At 40.0% G+C, this 17,348-nt stretch carries 12 protein-coding genes and 2 pseudogenes; 8 read left to right on the top strand and 6 right to left on the bottom strand.

The window, feature by feature from the left end; all coding sequences use genetic code 11:
* Nucleotides 1-108 precede the first annotated feature (108 nt).
* The 3 genes from L1068_RS01880 to L1068_RS01870 all read right to left on the bottom strand — a co-directional run bounded on the left by L1068_RS01880 (nt 109) and on the right by L1068_RS01870 (nt 3,638).
* The gene (locus tag L1068_RS01880; protein WP_237128815.1) at nt 109-1,707 is read right to left on the bottom strand and encodes an ABC-F family ATPase; all 1,599 of its coding nucleotides are present in this window, start codon (nt 1,705-1,707) and stop codon (nt 109-111) included.
* 110 nt (nt 1,708-1,817) lie between these two features.
* On the bottom strand, nt 1,818-2,612 hold the full coding sequence (locus tag L1068_RS01875) for a transporter substrate-binding domain-containing protein (protein ID WP_237128814.1): 795 nt from the start codon (nt 2,610-2,612) through the stop codon (nt 1,818-1,820).
* A gap of 78 nt (nt 2,613-2,690) precedes the next feature.
* The gene (locus L1068_RS01870; protein ID WP_237128813.1) at nt 2,691-3,638 is read right to left on the bottom strand and encodes a substrate-binding domain-containing protein; all 948 of its coding nucleotides are present in this window, start codon (nt 3,636-3,638) and stop codon (nt 2,691-2,693) included.
* Between the two features lie 54 nt (nt 3,639-3,692).
* On the opposite strand from L1068_RS01870, the gene L1068_RS01865 reads away from it, so the two are divergent.
* From L1068_RS01865 to L1068_RS01840, 6 genes and pseudogenes are all read left to right on the top strand, one after another.
* Nucleotides 3,693-5,048, top strand: coding sequence for a PAS domain-containing protein (locus L1068_RS01865; protein WP_237128812.1), 1,356 nt, complete (start codon nt 3,693-3,695; stop codon nt 5,046-5,048).
* Nucleotides 5,049-5,063: 15 nt separating this feature from the next.
* Nucleotides 5,064-5,510: pseudogene (locus L1068_RS01860) on the top strand (GGDEF domain-containing protein); the annotation flags it as partial.
* Nucleotides 5,484-6,329 (top strand): EAL domain-containing protein, encoded by an 846-nt coding sequence (locus L1068_RS01855; protein ID WP_343221838.1) that lies wholly within the window; start codon nt 5,484-5,486, stop codon nt 6,327-6,329. The pseudogene L1068_RS01860 and the gene L1068_RS01855, both read left to right, overlap by 27 nt.
* 9 nt (nt 6,330-6,338) lie before the next feature.
* Nucleotides 6,339-7,223, top strand: a pseudogene (locus L1068_RS01850) (cation diffusion facilitator family transporter).
* A gap of 155 nt (nt 7,224-7,378) precedes the next feature.
* A complete protein-coding gene (locus tag L1068_RS01845; protein ID WP_237128811.1) occupies nt 7,379-8,941 on the top strand; it encodes an alpha/beta hydrolase-fold protein in 1,563 nt (520 codons plus the stop codon).
* Nucleotides 8,928-10,859, top strand: a complete 1,932-nt coding sequence (locus tag L1068_RS01840; protein ID WP_237128810.1) for a TonB-dependent receptor — start codon at nt 8,928-8,930, stop codon at nt 10,857-10,859. Before L1068_RS01845 ends, L1068_RS01840 begins: the two co-directional genes overlap by 14 nt.
* A gap of 16 nt (nt 10,860-10,875) precedes the next feature.
* On the opposite strand, the gene L1068_RS01835 is transcribed toward L1068_RS01840, so the two are convergent.
* The 3 genes from L1068_RS01835 to L1068_RS01825 form a co-directional block, all read right to left on the bottom strand.
* On the bottom strand, nt 10,876-11,526 hold the full coding sequence (locus tag L1068_RS01835; RefSeq protein ID WP_237128809.1) for a hypothetical protein: 651 nt from the start codon (nt 11,524-11,526) through the stop codon (nt 10,876-10,878).
* Between the two features lie 178 nt (nt 11,527-11,704).
* Nucleotides 11,705-12,442 carry a dienelactone hydrolase family protein gene (locus tag L1068_RS01830; RefSeq protein WP_237128808.1) on the bottom strand — a complete coding sequence of 246 codons (738 nt, stop codon included), beginning with the start codon at nt 12,440-12,442 and terminating at the stop codon, nt 11,705-11,707.
* 68 nt (nt 12,443-12,510) lie between these two features.
* Entirely contained in the window at nt 12,511-12,753 is a 243-nt protein-coding gene (locus L1068_RS01825) for a DUF2164 domain-containing protein (protein ID WP_237128807.1), read from the bottom strand.
* Nucleotides 12,754-13,007: 254 nt separating this feature from the next.
* Here L1068_RS01825 and L1068_RS01820 point away from each other — a divergent pair, with 254 nt between their 5' ends.
* Both L1068_RS01820 and L1068_RS01815 read left to right on the top strand, forming a co-directional pair.
* Nucleotides 13,008-14,099: an efflux RND transporter periplasmic adaptor subunit gene (locus L1068_RS01820; RefSeq protein WP_237128806.1), complete on the top strand. Its 1,092-nt coding sequence runs from the start codon at nt 13,008-13,010 to the stop codon at nt 14,097-14,099.
* Nucleotides 14,096-17,218, top strand: a complete 3,123-nt coding sequence (locus tag L1068_RS01815; RefSeq protein ID WP_237128805.1) for an efflux RND transporter permease subunit — start codon at nt 14,096-14,098, stop codon at nt 17,216-17,218. Before L1068_RS01820 ends, L1068_RS01815 begins: the two co-directional genes overlap by 4 nt.
* Nucleotides 17,219-17,348 lie beyond the last annotated feature (130 nt).

Raw genomic sequence — 17,348 nt, 5'->3', positions numbered from 1 at the left:
ATGACAGCGTTGTTTTTTGAAAGTGTTCGCGTTGTTTGGCGTAGCTAATAAAAAAGGCGCTAATAAATAGCGCCTTTGTAAGAATGTAATTGGTTAAGCTAAACTGGGTTATTTTGCTTCGTCAGCTGCCTTTTTTGCAAGGTATTCGTCATAAGTACCTTGGAAATCAATTACATTACCGTCTTTTATTTCCCAAATACGGGTTGCAAGCGACGATACAAATTGGCGGTCATGGGATACGAAAAACAAAGTACCTTGGTATTGTTCTAACGCAAGGTTGAGTGATTCGATCGATTCCATATCCATGTGGTTTGTTGGTTCATCCATTAATAAGATATTTGGCTTATGCATCATTAATTTACCAAATAGCATGCGACCTTGTTCACCACCAGAAATTACTTTAACTGATTTTTTGATGTCGTTTTGAGAAAACAGTAAACGGCCTAAATAACCACGTACTACTTGCTCGTCATCACCTTCTTGTTGCCATTGTTCCATCCATTGAAACAGATCCATATCAGTCGCAAAGTCATCTGCATGATCTTGCGCGTAGTAGCCAATGTTTACATTTTCAGACCACTTAAGGCTGCCACTTTTCGCAGGCAGGCGATTCGCTAGGGTGTGTAATAGCGTGGTTTTACCGACGCCGTTTTCACCAATAATCGCTACTTTTTCACCTACCTCAACAAGCGCAGATAAATCACTGAATAAAGTATCGTCGTAACCTTGTGCAAGGCTTTCAAGCTCAAGTGCATTTCTAAATAATTGTTTTGATTGTTCAAAACGAATAAATGGATTTTGACGGCTCGACGCTTTTACTTCTTCTAATTGAATTTTATCAATTTGCTTAGCACGAGATGTCGCTTGCTTTGCTTTTGATGCGTTAGCAGAGAAGCGAGATACGAACTGTTGTAGTTCGGCAATTTGCGCTTTTTTCTTGACGTTATCTGATAATAAACGCTCGCGGGCTTGTGTTGCTGCAAACATGTACTCATCGTAATTACCCGGGTAAATACGTAATTCACCATAGTCGATATCAGCCATATGAGTACATACTGAGTTCAAGAAATGGCGGTCGTGGGAAATAATAATCATAGTGCAGTCACGTTGATTCAAAATATCCTCTAACCACTTGATGGTATAGATATCCAAGTTGTTGGTCGGTTCATCAAGTAACATGATATCTGGCTCGGCAAACAGTACTTGTGCAAGTAGCACACGCAATTTCCAACCTGGTGCAACTTCCGACATCAAACCATAATGTTGCTCGGTTGGAATACCAACACCTAACAGTAATTCACCGGCTTTCGCTTCGGCTGAATAACCGTCCATTTCGGCAAATTGGGTTTCAAGATCAGCAACCAACATGCCTTCTTCTTCACTCATTTCAGGCAAAGAATAAATGCGGTCACGCTCTTTTTTGATATCCCACAGCTCTTTGTGGCCCATAATTACGGTATCAACAACGGTAAATTGCTCGTAAGCAAATTGGTCCTGATTTAGTTTTGCAATGCGCTCATTTGGGTCGTATGAAATATTACCAGCACTTGGTTCTAGCTCACCGCTTAAAATTTTCATAAAGGTTGATTTACCGCAGCCATTAGCGCCGATTAAACCATAGCGATTACCGTCGCCAAACTTAACTGAAATATTTTCAAAAAGTGGCTTTGCACCAAATTGCATGGTGATGTTGTTTGAACTAAGCATTATATATTTTTCATCGAATCAAAATTGGCGGCATTTTAGCACTATCTTATGGCACAACATAGCGATAGCGCGCTTTATTTTAAAGTGACAGTTGGTTATGAAAATGAAAATTAGATAAGGTGCTCAGCACAACTTGGTGATATATAATGCGAGAACAAAACTTCAAGCTCTCCATTAGCTAACATTTTAGTTAGTGCAGTATCAAAGCGCGCCATAAAAGTAGGTGAAACGCTCTGTTTGTTAAAGATAAAATGAATACTTGCTTGTGACAGGAGTAAAGGATGGATAACCACCTGAGGATGGTTTTGTCTTGATATTTCGCTGCAAAGTACAACGTCGTCATCAATCACAATATCGACACGGTTTTTAACTAACATCTCCAAGCGTTTAATTGTTGTTTCTGAAAAAACAAAGCCGTTATACGCTTGTTTTGCACGCTCTAGTTCGTCACCGTACCAACCGGCCAAGTTAACGCCGATCAGCTTACGCTGTTTAATAATTGATTTAAAACTTTTGCTTTGCTTAACGCTGTGGTCGTTTTGTCGATAGGCAAATCGGTTTCGTTCTAGGCGGTAGGTTTTTGAAAAGTAGAAGTCCCGTTCCCGTTCGGGCGTTTTACTGGCGCCAAGGCCAATATCAAAATTACCGATAGTGAGTTCAAATAGGGTTCTACGCTCAGGAAAGCGAATTACGGTAAGCTCACAGCCCATTTGCTCGAGCACTTTTTTCAGCAGTTCTACATCGACACCTGTGGTGCTATCAAACTTAGAAAACTTAACATAGGGATACCAGTCGTTAGTGATCGATAGCGAAAGCGGGGTCTTGCATTCCACAGGTGGTGTTTGTGCACTGAAACACTGACAACTCACTACCAATAACAACAATGACCACCACGCTCTTTGCATAACAACTTATTATTACTTTTGCTAATCGCTAAAGTATAAACCAATCTAACAAAAACGCCTGAGAATGGAATTGGTCCGTTAAAGTGCCCGTTTTACACTTTGCAACGACAATGACAAATTTGGGTAGTGCACTAATTGGCGATCTCGCACGTGCTTATTTACTGCAAATTCATGAAGCTCATTTGCAATCATCGCTTGCGCATTAGAAGACAGCAAATAGTTAACAAATCGCTGCGCATTTTCTTTATTTGGTGCGAATTGACTAATTGCCGCGGCAGTCGCTGAAACGGGCGTTTTGCCATTATAGGTTGTTAAAAAATGCATGCTTAAGCTTGCCGCAACTTCACGGTCCGATGGCTTTTTGCTGTTACGTAGCATGTGATAGTAATAGTGATTTGCGAGCGCATAATCACATTGATTTTTAAATACAGCTCGCAACTGGTCGCGATCGCCGCCAGAAGGGCGTTTTTTTAGAAGCGAAACGTAACTTTTCAGCCACTTTACATCTTGGTTATTACCAATGGCATGCAGTGATTTTTCCATTTGTTGATTGTAGGTATGATTAAAATCACGATTGCAAAGTTTTCCATAAAATTGCTCGCTGTCTAATTCCCGGTATGACGTAATTGCTTCTTCATTTTTTCGAGAAAACAATGCCCTAATTCGTAACGACAATGCGACCCACTTATATTCATCGTCCTCTAATTGAGGCGCGATTGACGACGTTCGAATATTTATTGGCTGTAATAGGTGCTTTACCGATTGAAGTTGTCCTAATTCAGACGTTAGCAAAACATCTACTTGGCTAGTGTCTGCATTTGCAGTGAATTTATTGAGCAATGCTTTTGGCTTTCCATAAACCAAATTTACCCGCACGTTATGCTCTTGTTCAAACGCGGTTATTAAAGGTGAAATAATTTCTGCCTTTCGGAATGAGTATACGTTTACTACAGAATTGGCTAATACCTGTGCAGTTAACGCGAAAAACGAGATAAAAAGGAAAATAACACTTCTTATAAATCGCAATAGTAATTATTATCGTTACCGTGTTTTTAACTAGTTCTAGCGATAAGTCTGTAGATGAAACCTGATTTTTTGCTCATCAATAAATATAAACTTTATTTATTGATATTTCTTATTTATGTGATTGCGTGCATTGCGCTGGCATATTGGTTTGCATCGCAATTACAGCAAAAACAGTCCGAGCAGTGGCAGTTTCAACTTTCAAGCTTTAGTAAAGCTATTGTAAGTAAAAGTGATTATGTAGAGAACTTAATTTCGGGTATCGCGAGCCTATATAGCGCTTCATCAAATGCGTCGAAAGAGCACGTAAAACCCTTAATTGATGACCAAATTAATGGTTTAGCGTTCGATTCAAGCATTGAGTTCTATTATCGCCTGACACCAAGCAATGTTGAATTTGTTGAAGATTATATGCAACAAGTTGGGGCGTTCGACTTTACTATTAGCGATAGTATTAGTTTCTCTAACCAGTATGAAAATTATGTGTTACTGGCTAATTACCCAGAATCTGACTTTGGTCACTTAGTTGGCAGTACAATATCTATTAACAATGACAGTGCTAACGCTTTTATTGTAAAAGAGTGGCTAAACTCTGAGTTTTGGAGCGTTATTCTTAATACCGCTGATGTAAAAACAGTGTCACTCAGGTTTAACATTAAAAGCTTTTTCGACTACATTCATGCATCGGGTGATACACAAAATCAGCACATTACAATTAGTGTAGGTAATCAAGCCATTTATAATTCAGATTGGCAAAACTCATTAGGTTTGTCGTCTATTGAGCCACTAGCGCAACAACGTATCCCATTTTTTGATAAAACACTGGATATTGCTTACTTCAACCCAAGTTACGTGCGCCATAGTCATTACCTTATAAGTGCGGGGCTTTGCACCTTAGCTATTTTATTTGGTTTTGCGCTTTTCATGTATTTAGTCACTATTCGTAATCAATATGCACATATTAACCGCCTTGTGCGTATCAAAACGTATTCATTAAAGAAAACACAGCAAAATTTAGCAGCCACGTCACAACTAAAAGTAAAGGCACTAGAACAGCAATTAGAAACCAAGAAAAAATACAAAACCTTGTTTGTAAATTGTTCCGAAGGACTCTTTTGTTGTAACGATAAAGGCTACATATTAGAGAAGAATCCGGCGTTTATTGATCTGCTTTTACCAGATGACGCAAATAACAATATTTGTGGCCTGATGAGCGAGAAACAAAAGGCTTTATTTTTAGCATGTCAAAACAATCAGTTCGCCAATGAGTTATTTGTGCAAAACAAATTAGGTAAAACATATTGTTTATTGCTGAAAGGACATTGGGTAAAGGATGCAGAGCGCACACTGTTTGATGGGCGCTTGCTCGACATAACCGCAACCAAGCAACATGAAGAGAAACTAAGGTATTAGGTAGAGCACGACGCACTTACCGATTTATTAAACCGACAAGCGTTTTTAGATGGTGTTGGTAATGAACTCACAAGTTGCCAAGGTTGTTATCATCTTTTATACGTTGATCTTGATAGGTTTAAATTGGTTAATGATGGTTATGGACACAATGTAGGTGATGCACTGTTAAAAGCGTTCGCCAGATTACTTCAAAGCGAATTCTCAAGCTATGGTGAAGTAGCGCGTCTGGGCGGCGATGAATTTGCATTGTTTATAGCACAAAAGCGTTTAAATATTTCAATTGAGAATATGCTTGAGCGACTGACTTACGCCATACATCAATTACGAAAACAACAAACCGCATATCAATGTATAACAGCAAGTATTGGCGTGCGCACTATTGCGGCGCCGTGTGAGTTATGCCCAGAACAATTATTACATGAAGCCGATCTTGCTATGTATCGTGCGAAACAAATGGGGCGAGATCAGTATTCTTTTTATAATGATGAACTTGCTATCGCAAACCGTCGTAAACGTGAAATTGAAACTTTTTGCAGCAGCGATAGTTACCTATCGGCAATTAGATTGGTGTACCAGCCAATTTACTGTTTAATGTCAAATCGCCTTTTAGGCTTTGAAGCATTACTTAGAGTACACGACGATAAACTTGGTACTATTTCACCGCTTGAGTTTGTGCCTATTATTGAAGATATGGCCAAAATATCTGATGTAGGACTACACGTTGCGAAATTAGCCGCACACTTTTGTGCTAGTGTTAATCTAGATACATCAAATCAACTTTTTGTAAATGTTAATGTTTCTCCAAAGCAGTTAAAAAACAACGAATTACTTAACTGGCTCGAGTCACAAAACGTCGTTTCCAGGTCACTGTTACAACTTGAAATTACCGAGTCTGCAATGATGGAAAATCAGGCTGATATTATACCCATACTAGAATGTATATCAGATGCAGGGTATCACTTACTCATTGATGATTTTGGTACAGGATACAGTTCATTGGCTAGATTAAAGGCTCTGCCACTAAATGGCTTGAAGATTGACCGCTCGTTTGTTAATGATTTATCAAGTGAAGCTGGCTTACAAATTGTAAAAGCAGTATGTGCCATTGCAAAAGCGTTAAACTTAACCATTGTTGCAGAAGGTGTTGAGAACACCAATCAGCAAAGTACGTTGATCGATTTACACGTAGATAAAGTACAAGGGTATTTATTCAGTAAACCGCTAGAGTGTAAAGACGCGACTGAGCTGGTTAACACACAACAATACCGCCAAATAGCATAAGGAAATTCGATGTCGCATTCACATCATCACCACCATCATCATAGCGGCGATAACAAATTGTCGCTTGCCGTGGTGATTAATGTACTGCTGACTGTAGCGCAGATTATTGGTGGCATTTTGTCTGGCAGTATGGCGCTTGTTGCTGATGCACTTCACAATTTAAGTGACGCAGGTGCCATTGTTATTGCAATTATTGCGCGGCGAATCGCAAGAAAACCAGCCAACAGCGTAATGTCATTTGGCTATAAACGCGCTGAGATCCTTGGTGCTTTGATCAATAGCACTATTTTAATATTAGTTGGCTGTTACCTAATTTTTGAAGCGTTTAGTCAATTTTTAAATCCATCGCCAGTTGATGGCTAGATTGTTGTTTACATCGCGGCAATTGCGTTGGTGATTGACGTTGCTACAGCGTGGCTTACATACCAAGCTGGAGCAAAGGACAATGTAAATTTAAAAGCGGCGTTTATTCACAATTTATCAGACGCTTTAGCGTCACTTGTTGTAATCATTTCAGGCACATTAATTATTTTATATCAATGGTATATTATTGATTTAATCGCCACCATATTAATTTCTGTGTATGTACTTTACCATGGCGCTGATTATGCGAAGCAAAGTGTTATTATCTTGATGCAAGGCACACATGCTGATGTCGATGTTGATAGTGTGCATTCAGCAATCTTAGAACAAGATAATGTGTCAGCAGTTGACCATTTGCACGTGTGGCAGTTGGACGACACAACCCTTCATCTTGAGGCCAGCATTACACTGAGTAATGATGATTTGCAGTCAGTCAAAGACATGTTAGCTAAACGGTTTTCTATCACACATTCGACAATCGAAACCTTGCCTTGTACACAATCCTTTAAAGGCTGTTATTTAACACAGTAGCGGCACGTTTTCGCTATCTTTACTTGTTAAACTTTCTTTGTATGGAAAGTTTAACGGCCTAAAAATTCATAACTACCTAATATCACGTTAAAAATATTGAAAGTTCATAATGCATAAGTGATAATGCAAATCACTCTCATTACATGAATTTAATAATGTTTCGTTTTGGTGTTTATTTATATTTTCTATTGTCAGCTGGGGTGTGTTTCGCCAGCACCGTTGGTAAGTCTCACGAATTTTTTCATTCAATTAAACTTAAAAAAGACCAATATATAACCGGAGAATTCTCGTTTTCACAGCCCTTTATTAAAGCAGAGTTAATTGACGAAAATGAACGTCTAGTGCGAGTGTTAGCTAAGCAGCAGAGCACCTTTAAACTGTATTTATTAGCACAGGCGGACCATCTCTTTAAAGTACGTGTAACCAGTGCTAATAAAAATCTAGCAACGATTAACCTCTCTGACCCTATTTCACAACCTGCTGTGTCAGATAATGAAACGTTACTTAGTCCCATCATGCAATCGTTAGTAACAAGGCTAAAAGGTAATAACAAGGTCAAGGTGGTAGATGATTTTTGGCGAAATGTTGAAAAAGAGGGCACACCTTTAGTCGAATACGAGCAAACTGATGCGCTTGTAACATTTTTGTGGCGCGGCGCGCGTCATAATGTACGACTATTCGGCGCGCCTTTTGGCAGTCATCAAGATTTAGAAAAAATAGAAGGCACTGATATTTGGTTTAAAACGTATCGTTTACCAACAGACAGTTTGATTTCATATCAATTGGCACCGGATGTGCCGCATGTACCTAATCAACCTCGCGCTTCGCGAATTGCCATAATGGCCACCAAACAACAAGACCCGCTTAACCCGTTTATATGGCAATTTGAAGGTACCGATAAATACGCAACACATTCAATTTTAACATTAAAAGATACAAAACATTCGCCGTATTTACGCGATGTTTCTGAACATGTTTATAGCTTGACGCAGTATAATATTGCGAGCATTCGTCTTAACAACACACGTGATATCGCCATATACAAACATAAAGATGCAACACCACAATCACCAACAATTTTGTTTTTCGACGGAAAAAATTATCAGTCAAAACTAAAAGTACCCAATACGCTAACCAACTTAGTAAACGACAAAAAAATTCCTCCTGTTAATGCGGTATTTGTAAGCAATGTATCTAGAAAAACCAGAGGCCAAGAGTTACCACCAAATCCAGATTTTGCATGGTTTATGGCAAATGAACTTATGCCTTGGCTGACAAAAAAAGGATTATCACCAAGTGCACAAAACACGGTTTTATCGGGCTCTAGTTTCGGTGGCCTCGCGTCAATGTATGTTGCAATGCAATACCCTGATGTATTTGGCAATGTGTTAAGTCAATCTGGTTCATTTTGGTGGTCGCCACGTGAAGGGAGTAAAGAGCAAACAGAACCGCAGTGGCTAACGCGTAAAATCGCTCGCGATAACTACAAAAAACTGTCGATTTACATGAATGCAGGAGTATTTGAAACAGGTTATTTCACAATTGATATTCTGGAAAGTAATCGCCATTTGCGTGATGTACTCAACGCAAAAGGCTATACGGTAAAGTATCACGAGTTCTCAGGGGGGCACGATTCTTATGTTTGGCGTAATGAATTGGCTGATGGACTGATTTATTTATTAACAAACAGGAAGATAATAAACGATGAGGTTAAATAAGCTTGCAGCATTTGTCAGTACATTACTCGTTAGTAATTACGTGTATGCGGACGACGCTCAAATTAATGATGTAATTGTAGTGACAGCAACGCAAAGTGAACAAACATTACTTAATGCACCAGCCTCGGTGAATGTTATTGATTTTGAAGAAATCATCAAGATCCCAGCAACGGATATTACAACCAGCCTACAAGACGTAGTCGGGGTTAATGTACGCCGTTCTGGAAATGGTGAAGCATCCGTTAGTCTACGAGGGTTAGACCCGAGCTACACATTGTTACTGGTTAACGGCAAGCGAGTGAATTCACGCGAGGCATTAATTAGAGGCTCGTTTGATTTTTCGAGCATACCAATGACGGCAATCGAACGTGTTGAAATTGTTCGCGGCCCAATGTCAGCTATTTACGGTAGTGAAGCCATTGGTGGTGTAATTAACGTCATTCTAAAAGAAGCAAACAATGAATGGCAAACCAATGGTAATATTGACTACAGTACGCCAATCGATGGCGGCGGCGAGCTAGCACGAGTTGGTGTGTTTTCAAGTGGTGCTTTGATAGATGATAGAGTTTTAGCGACGTTCGGCGTTAACTGGAGCGATCGCAACCCTTGGCAACCAGATGATTCTGACTATGGAATTACCTCTAAGACAGAAAAACAACAACGTGCAGGCGTAAATACGAGTGTGTTATGGCATGTCACATCGCAAGATACGTTAAGCGCGAACCTTGAATACTTAGAAGAAGATAAAAGTTATAATTTATGGCAAGCGCCTGATGGCGCGTATGTCGCTAACTTTTATGAGAGTGAACGCGTTAATTTTGGTGTTAATTATGCGCGAGAATGGCAGTGGGGAAACAGTGAGTTTAACTACTATTTTGAGCAAACAGATATTCAAGAAGATAACGCTCGCTTAGCATTAACAACGGGAACGCAAACAAATCACAATGTAGATGGTCGAGCAGTATTTGGAAGCGAAAATCATTTGATCACAACGGGTTTTGATGTTTCTGATAATACACTAAGTCACCCTAGAGACTACGCAAAAGAAACCTCAAATACTCAGTTTGCAGCCTACATACAAGATGAATGGGCGCTTTCTGACGAAATGACCGCAACGTTTAGCGGGCGTGTTACCGATCACAGTGAGTTTGGGTCACATTTTAGTCCACGTGCGTATTTAGTGTATAACGCCAACAGTGGTTTAACGTTAAAAGGCGGTGTAGGTATAGGCTTTAAAGCACCCGCAATGTGGCGCAGTAGTGCTGATTTTGCAACGATAAGTTGTGGTGGGCGCTGTGTATTAGTTGGTAATCCCGATTTAGAACCTGAAAAGTCGGTGAGTTATGAGCTATCAGCAAGTTATCAAACTGATTTTGGCTTTGTTAGAGCAACTGTATTCAATAATGAGATTGAAGATATGATTGCACGCGATACCAGTACATTTGTCGGTGTAACGCCAGATAATGAGCCAATGATCCAACATATCAATATCAATGAAGTGACGACCAAAGGCATTGAGTTCGATGTGCTTTGGCAGGTACTTGATACGTTAGATCTTAGTTTTAACTACAGCTATATTGATAGTGAAAACAAAAGTGACAACCTACCGTTAATTAAAACGCCAAAACAACAAGCAAATACAAAATTAAATTGGCAAGTTATTGAGTCACTCAGTACCTATGTCAATCTGAACTATATTGGTGAACAGTATATTGAAATGGCACCAACATGGCAGAAAACACCTGCCGATGGTTATGTCATGGTTGACTTAGGAAGCAGTTTTAAACTGTCGCAAACAATCGCTTTTAGGGTTGGTATTACCAATTTATTCGATAAACGGATTGACCAAGACGCATTTGATTATGGATACGCCGAGGTAGGCAGAAGCGTTTTCGCAGGTGTAGATTTTAGCTTTTAAACTAAAACGTGGTGCGTTAAAGCGCACCACTTTCGTTGTTGTTTAGGGTATTAACTTGTTGCTTAGTTTCCCATGCGCCAATTGTAATAAAACAGTAGCAAAGTAGCTCTAAACCTTCTTGAATAATGGTTTTTACGACAAAGGCGTCTTGGCTTACAACATCGCGCCAAAAGCTACCAGTACCAAAAATACGGCTAAAAATAATCAATACAATCACACCTACGATTACCTTGTTCATGGCAGGTACTCGCAGTAAGTTAACAAACTCGGTAAAGCCGCTTTTTCCGCGCTTTGAAAACAAAGCTAATGTAATAAGCGTTGTAAACATGGCAGGGTAAAACCAAAAACCATGGGTAATTTTATCAAACCAAAAGTCACACTCTCGTATTAAAAGGGCGGTAAAAAAGCCAAATACAAGTAAGCTACCGGCACCAACGTTTGGTGCCTTTATCATTTTGTAAAAGCACAGATTAATACAAACAAGTGCTAAGCCTTGCAAGGTTTCGGTAAACGAAAGTTCAGGAATACCTTGTAAGAAATAATAATCTAAGCGAATGCTGACATTAACAATAAGACAGACAGCGATGATTGCGATTATGTAGTATAAATTCCATTTTATTACTGCATTATTTGTTTTTTGTGATGTCACAGAGACTAAAGTATTCACAATTAGCGTTCCTGCTATTAGTACGTAGCAGGAGTGTAGGCCTAGAATTTAACGTGGTAAATATTACTTATGTAAGTCTTCGTCTAAAAGTGTAAGGGTCTGTAAGAAAAGGTTAAAGTAAGGTTAATAATGTAGCAATGTAAACCCGATTACTACATTAATCTAACCTTGTTAATAATTACACTAATTTACGCTGAAATAGTGCAACGGCTTGTTGATACATTTGTATTGCAAGTGAAGCGTCGTAACGTTCACCTTCGTCGCGCATAAACGCGTGTTGCGCATTAACTTCTTGCCACTGAAAATTAATACCAGTTTGTTGGCAGGCTTGATAAATTTTTATACGTCCATCCACTGGAACATGTGGGTCTTGCTTGCCAAAGATAAAGTGAATTTCGCCTTTAATATCTGACATCCGTTCTAGCGAATTATTACCTGCTTTCGCTGGCAATGTATCACTATGAATATCCGTCGCATACAAACAAAATGCCGCTTTAATATTAGGGTTTAACGCTGCGCGATAGGCAAGGTGGCCGCCAATACACACGCCCATTGCGCCAACATTACCAGTGCAATTAGGTAATGCATTTGCAAACTCAATCAAAGCAGCTGTATCACTATCATGCGATTCAAGAGGCTTATTCCATTTATCTTGATTACCTTTATCTTTACCCGCGTCATCGTAGGCAAGTACGGTACCGATTGGGTTTAGCTCGTGAAATACCTCAGGCACTAAAACATGAAACCCATGGCTCGCTAAAATGGCAGCAGAACGGGCTATTGGCGCAGTTTGTTGAAAAATCTCGGAATAAAAAATGATGCAAGGATAGCTGCCAGATTCAACAGGAGAATAACGGTAAGTGCGCATAATACCTGTTGCAGTTTTTATATCGTGCTGGTGGTTTGAAATGATCATAGTAAGTTTAACAATTGAATTTGAATAGAATTGTAATTTTTTCTCACTACAATTGCATATGAATTTAATTAACGAATAGGCTTTTCAAGTTCGCTAAAACCATCATTTAGGGTATCAATTTTACTTTGCAATAAGGCTTGTGCATCGTAAATAACTTGGTTGTAAAAGGCGGCACCTAGTTCCTTTGCAATAAAGTCTAATAGAAAATCGGCATCAAATTGGCCTAGTTCAACGTCAAGTTCTTTATCAAAGTAATCTTGCAGTTTGCTAATGCACTGTTGTTTATCGTGTTGGTTTAGTTTTATGGTCATAGTTGGCTATGTTTGTAACTGTATGGCTGTTAATACTAAAGCGTGTTGCTCGTTACTGTCTATTGTTGGATCAGATTTTTGCCATTTAGCCAAAAGTAAGTAGTTGTAGTGTTTGTATTCTTTTTAAACACTTAATTAAAACGTATAAATTCTGCACAAACATCATGCATTCAGACGTAAAATTGTGTATTTAGTCGCAAACGGGTGTGTTTTCATGCATAGATGTTTAGAATAAATAAAAATAATTATCATTAATGAAAAGTGAGATAGCTATGTGTGTCGTGCGCGTAAGGTTGGCCTTAGCCTTTATCGTTTTATCTTTTAACACTTCGTTGCTAACAGCAAAGGAAATTGCCGTTGATTTAATTTACCCCCAAGTAAATCAATTCTCAGAGCAACTGTCGCTGTCGGGCACGATTAAATCAAAGCAAGAAGCCAAAGTCACGGTATTACAACAAGGTGTTGTGGCGAAGCTATTTGTTGAGGCCGGCGACCACGTAAGCGCTAGTGATACATTACTTGAATTAAACAGCAGTATTGCAAAGGCCCAGTATCAGCAAGCGTTAGCAAGCGTAGAGGCAAGCGAAATAGCTTATCAAGAAGCACAGCGTCTTTACCAAGAAGTAATTAAACTGTCAAAGCAACAGGTGGTTGCAAAAACATTAATTGCTGAGCGCAAAGCAACACGTGCAAAAGCGTTAGCTTCTCTGTCTCAAGCAAAGGCATTGCTTGCTGAGCGAAAAGAAATTGTAAATCGACATACGCTTCGTGCGCCATTTTCAGGTGTTATTGTTAATCGTTTTGCGGAGGTGGGTGAATGGGTAACGCCACAAGCCACTGTTTTTTCGTTAGTTGCAAATGACAAATTACGACTTGAACTTGAAATTCCACAAGAATATTACGCTAATTTTAAGCAAACGAATTTAGTTGCTAACATCACGCCAGATTTACAACACGCAAGCCAATTTAAAGCCAGTATTTCTAATGTAGTTGGTGCAACAAGTGAATTATCACGTACCTTTAAAGTATTTATTGATATTGATAAATCAATCGCACTCATTCCGGGTATTTCAGCAACGGCAACAATAGCACTCCAGCAATCAGCACAAGAAAAACTATGGCTGCCAAAAACTGCATTAAAGCACCATCCAGATGGTGGATACAGTGTGTTTTCTGTGACCGACAATGTAGCTAAGCGGCATATCGTTAATGTGATTGCAGAACAAGCAGAACGCATTGCCGTCACGAACGCACCGAGTAATCATGCGTTTGTAATGAGTGGTGTTGAAGCGCTTAGCGATGGTTTAAAAGTAACGGTCAGCTCAGTTAAGGGAAGTGCGCAATGATCACAGCGGCAGTAAAACGCGGCACGTTAGTTGCGGTTTGTGTAATGATCACCAGCATATTGGGATTAGTAACCGCGCTTAACATTCCGGTGCAAATGATCCCCGATCTTGAAGTCAGAACTATAACTGTGCAAACCGGTTGGCCTGGAGCGACACCACAGGATGTAGAAAAAGAAATCATAATTGAACAAGAACGCTATTTACGCGGCCTTGCAAACCTGTCACGGATGGTGTCTTACAGCGAAATGGGCTCTGCCAGCATTGAATTAGAGTTTCCATTTGGTGTTGATGCTAACGATGCACTTATTCGAGTTAATAACGCGCTAAGTCAAGTTCCTGCATACCCAGAAAACGTTGACCAACCGCGACTGTTTTCAAGCTCGTTTTCTGGCAATGCGTTTATGTATTTTACGCTTAAACCTTTAGCGGGTAACCCACTTGAGTTAGATGTCGATTTGCTACGCGACTTTGCTGAAGACTATGTACGACCGCGCATGGAAAGTGTCTCGGGTGTATCAGAAGTGCGAGTGGGCGGCGGTGCACAAAGGCAAATTCAAATTAAAGTGAATGCACACCGATTAGCACAACGAGGGATTAGTTTACCAGAATTAAGAACCGCAATTCGTAGCCGTAACAAAGATGCCTCAGCGGGTGATATTGAATCAGGCACAAGCCGTTATTTGCTGCGTGTAGTCTCGCGCTTTGAAAGCTTAAACGAGTTAGAAAACCTGATTATTGCACGTAAAAATGGTGCAAATATTTTGCTAAAAGAAGTGGCTAGCGTAACGCTTGACCATTTTGAAACACGTGGCATGTCTTTTTCCGATGGCGAACGTACATTAAGTTTATCGGTGCGCCGTGAAAGTGGCTCAAACGTATTAGCAATTAAAGATGCGATGTTACCGATTGTCGCTGAGCTCAATCAGCAATTGCTGAGTCAAAATGGCTTAGAGTTAAAATTAATGAGTGATGACGTTAAATATGTGCGCAGCTCGTTAAAAAATGTTTGGGTAAATTTGGCGTTAGGTGGCTTGCTTGCAACCTTAGTCATGTATTTTTTCTTGCGTTCAGGTCGCGCCACATTGGTGGGTATTATTGGTATTCCACTTTGTACCATCGCTGCGTTTTTAGCGCTGAGTTTATTTGGCCGAACCATTAATGTTATTTCTCTTGCTGGTGTGGCATTTGCAATTGGTATGACGGTGGATAATACCATTGTAGTGCTAGAGGCGATTGTGCAAGCAAAGGTTAATGGCACCAGTAAACGTGACGCCGCAATTAACGGGGTAAAAGAAGTGTGGCCAGCGGTACTTGCATCAACCGCAACAACCGTTATGGTATTTGCGCCAATTTTATTTGTGCAGCAAGAAGCCGGTCAGCTTTATTCTGATATTGCTATCGCGATTTCAGGTGCCATTATCGCGTCTATGTTGGTTGCGATATTTATTGTTCCTACGGCTATTGCCAATATAGGTAAAAAACAAGAGCTCAGTGAAGGTAAGCAGCTACAACTGTCAAACAAGTGGCTAAAACCAGCAGCGTGGTTGAGCAAATCAACAAAACGCGCGCGTATTGCTGTTGCCATTTTCGTTGTAGGTATTTTGGGTAGTGCACTGTGGTTTATGCCTGCGGCAGAATATTTGCCTGAAGGAGAAGAACCAAAAGCGTTTTCTATGATGATTGCGCCGCCAAGTTACAACTTATCTGAAATGCAAAAAATTGGCAAAGAATTACGGGAATATTTTGATGGGTATATTCACGCCGATAGCGCCGATTTTATTGCCGGTAAAGAGACGATGCCACCGCTTGATTATTACTCTATGTCGGTGTCGGTAGGGCGTATTTGGTTTTTAAGCGCACCGGTAAATCCAGACCATATCAATCAAATGATGGAAGCGGTAACCGATAAATTCCGCTCTTATCCGAATATGCGTGCATTTAGTTCGCGCGGTTCAATTATCTCAAGTAATGATGGCGGTACGCGTGCGGTAGCAGTGGATATTGCGGGCAGTAATATTATTGATTTATACGGCGCGGCAGAAGCCGTTTATGAGCAAGCCAATGTGGTGTTTGATAAGCCACAAATAAACTCAGATCCCGGCTCATTAGCGCTTGAGCAGCCGCTAGTTGAAATTAAACCGCGTTGGCAGCGCTTAGCCGAACTAGGTATTAATAACAGTGACTTTGGCTATGCAATTGCGGCAATGAGCGATGGTGCTTATGTAGACGAGTTTATTCTAAACGATGACAAAATTGACATGTTTTTGTTTAGCGGTGCTGGCAATCGCCAAAATATGGGGGAGCTTGCCAGCTCTCCAATAGTAACGCCTTCGGGTAATATTTTACCGCTTCACGCTTTGGCTGATTTAACTAATTCAAATAACAGTAACTCAATTCGTCGTGTTGATGGTAATCGTACTGTGACTGTGTACATTATTCCGCCGCGAGATGTTGCGCTAGAAACAGCGGAACAATTAGTGCGCAATGAATTGTTACCAGCGCTCTGGCAGCAAGGTAAAATCGCACAAGGCATAAAAGTGAATATTAGTGGCGCAGCTGACCAATTGGAAGCAACGAAAGAGGCACTTTCAAGTAATTTTATTATTGCCTTGGCACTGAGTTACTTATTATTGGTAGCCATATTTACACATTGGCGCTATCCGTTATTTATTTTGGCAACAGTACCATTAGGCATGGCGGGCGGCCTATTAGGCCTTGTGCTTGTTAATGGGGTAAATAGCGTATTAGGCAGTATTGGGTTAACTAGTTATCACCAACCGTTTGATATGATCACCATGTTAGGCTTTTTAATTTTGCTTGGCACTGTGGTTAACAATCCAATTCTTATTGTTGATCAAACCCGCCGTTTTGTTATTGAACAGGGGTTAAGTGTAAAGCAGGCAGTCGAACAAGCTCTTGAAAAACGCTTAATGCCCATTCTTATGTCTACTGCTACTACGTTATTTGGCCTAGCGCCACTTGTGTTAATCCCAGGGGATGGCACGGAGCTTTACCGCGGGGTAGGTGTGATTGTAATGAGTGGTATTTTGGTTTCTACAATGCTTACGCTGACATTCTTACCTGCATTACTTGTTGCTGTGGTAAAAGAAAAACAATAACGCATTTGCGTAATTGTGCTGTATTTATAAAAGGCCCGAGTTTTAAGGGCCTTTTTTTGTGCTTTGCAATTGGTTTAATGTTCGTTAACAGGTAAAGTTTAAAATATACCAAGCTAGCTATCTAAAACCT

This window comes from Pseudoalteromonas sp. MMG024 (assembly GCF_021654175.1).
In the GTDB taxonomy this organism is placed as follows: Bacteria; Pseudomonadota; Gammaproteobacteria; order Enterobacterales; family Alteromonadaceae; genus Pseudoalteromonas.
This window is presented reverse-complemented; position numbering and strand designations above follow the sequence as displayed.

What these genes read in the sequence shown, in the direction of transcription:
- L1068_RS01880 (WP_237128815.1), bottom strand. Translation starts at nt 1,707, where the DNA reads ATGCTTAGTTCAAACAACATCACCATGCAATTTGGTGCAAAGCCACTT.
- L1068_RS01875 (WP_237128814.1), bottom strand. Translation starts at nt 2,612, where the DNA reads ATGCAAAGAGCGTGGTGGTCATTGTTGTTATTGGTAGTGAGTTGTCAG.
- L1068_RS01865 (WP_237128812.1), top strand. Translation starts at nt 3,693, where the DNA reads ATGAAACCTGATTTTTTGCTCATCAATAAATATAAACTTTATTTATTG.
- L1068_RS01855 (WP_343221838.1), top strand. Translation starts at nt 5,484, where the DNA reads ATGTATCGTGCGAAACAAATGGGGCGAGATCAGTATTCTTTTTATAAT.
- L1068_RS01845 (WP_237128811.1), top strand. Translation starts at nt 7,379, where the DNA reads ATGTTTCGTTTTGGTGTTTATTTATATTTTCTATTGTCAGCTGGGGTG.
- L1068_RS01840 (WP_237128810.1), top strand. Translation starts at nt 8,928, where the DNA reads ATGAGGTTAAATAAGCTTGCAGCATTTGTCAGTACATTACTCGTTAGT.
- L1068_RS01830 (WP_237128808.1), bottom strand. Translation starts at nt 12,442, where the DNA reads ATGATCATTTCAAACCACCAGCACGATATAAAAACTGCAACAGGTATT.
- L1068_RS01825 (WP_237128807.1), bottom strand. Translation starts at nt 12,753, where the DNA reads ATGACCATAAAACTAAACCAACACGATAAACAACAGTGCATTAGCAAA.
- L1068_RS01820 (WP_237128806.1), top strand. Translation starts at nt 13,008, where the DNA reads ATGAAAAGTGAGATAGCTATGTGTGTCGTGCGCGTAAGGTTGGCCTTA.
- L1068_RS01815 (WP_237128805.1), top strand. Translation starts at nt 14,096, where the DNA reads ATGATCACAGCGGCAGTAAAACGCGGCACGTTAGTTGCGGTTTGTGTA.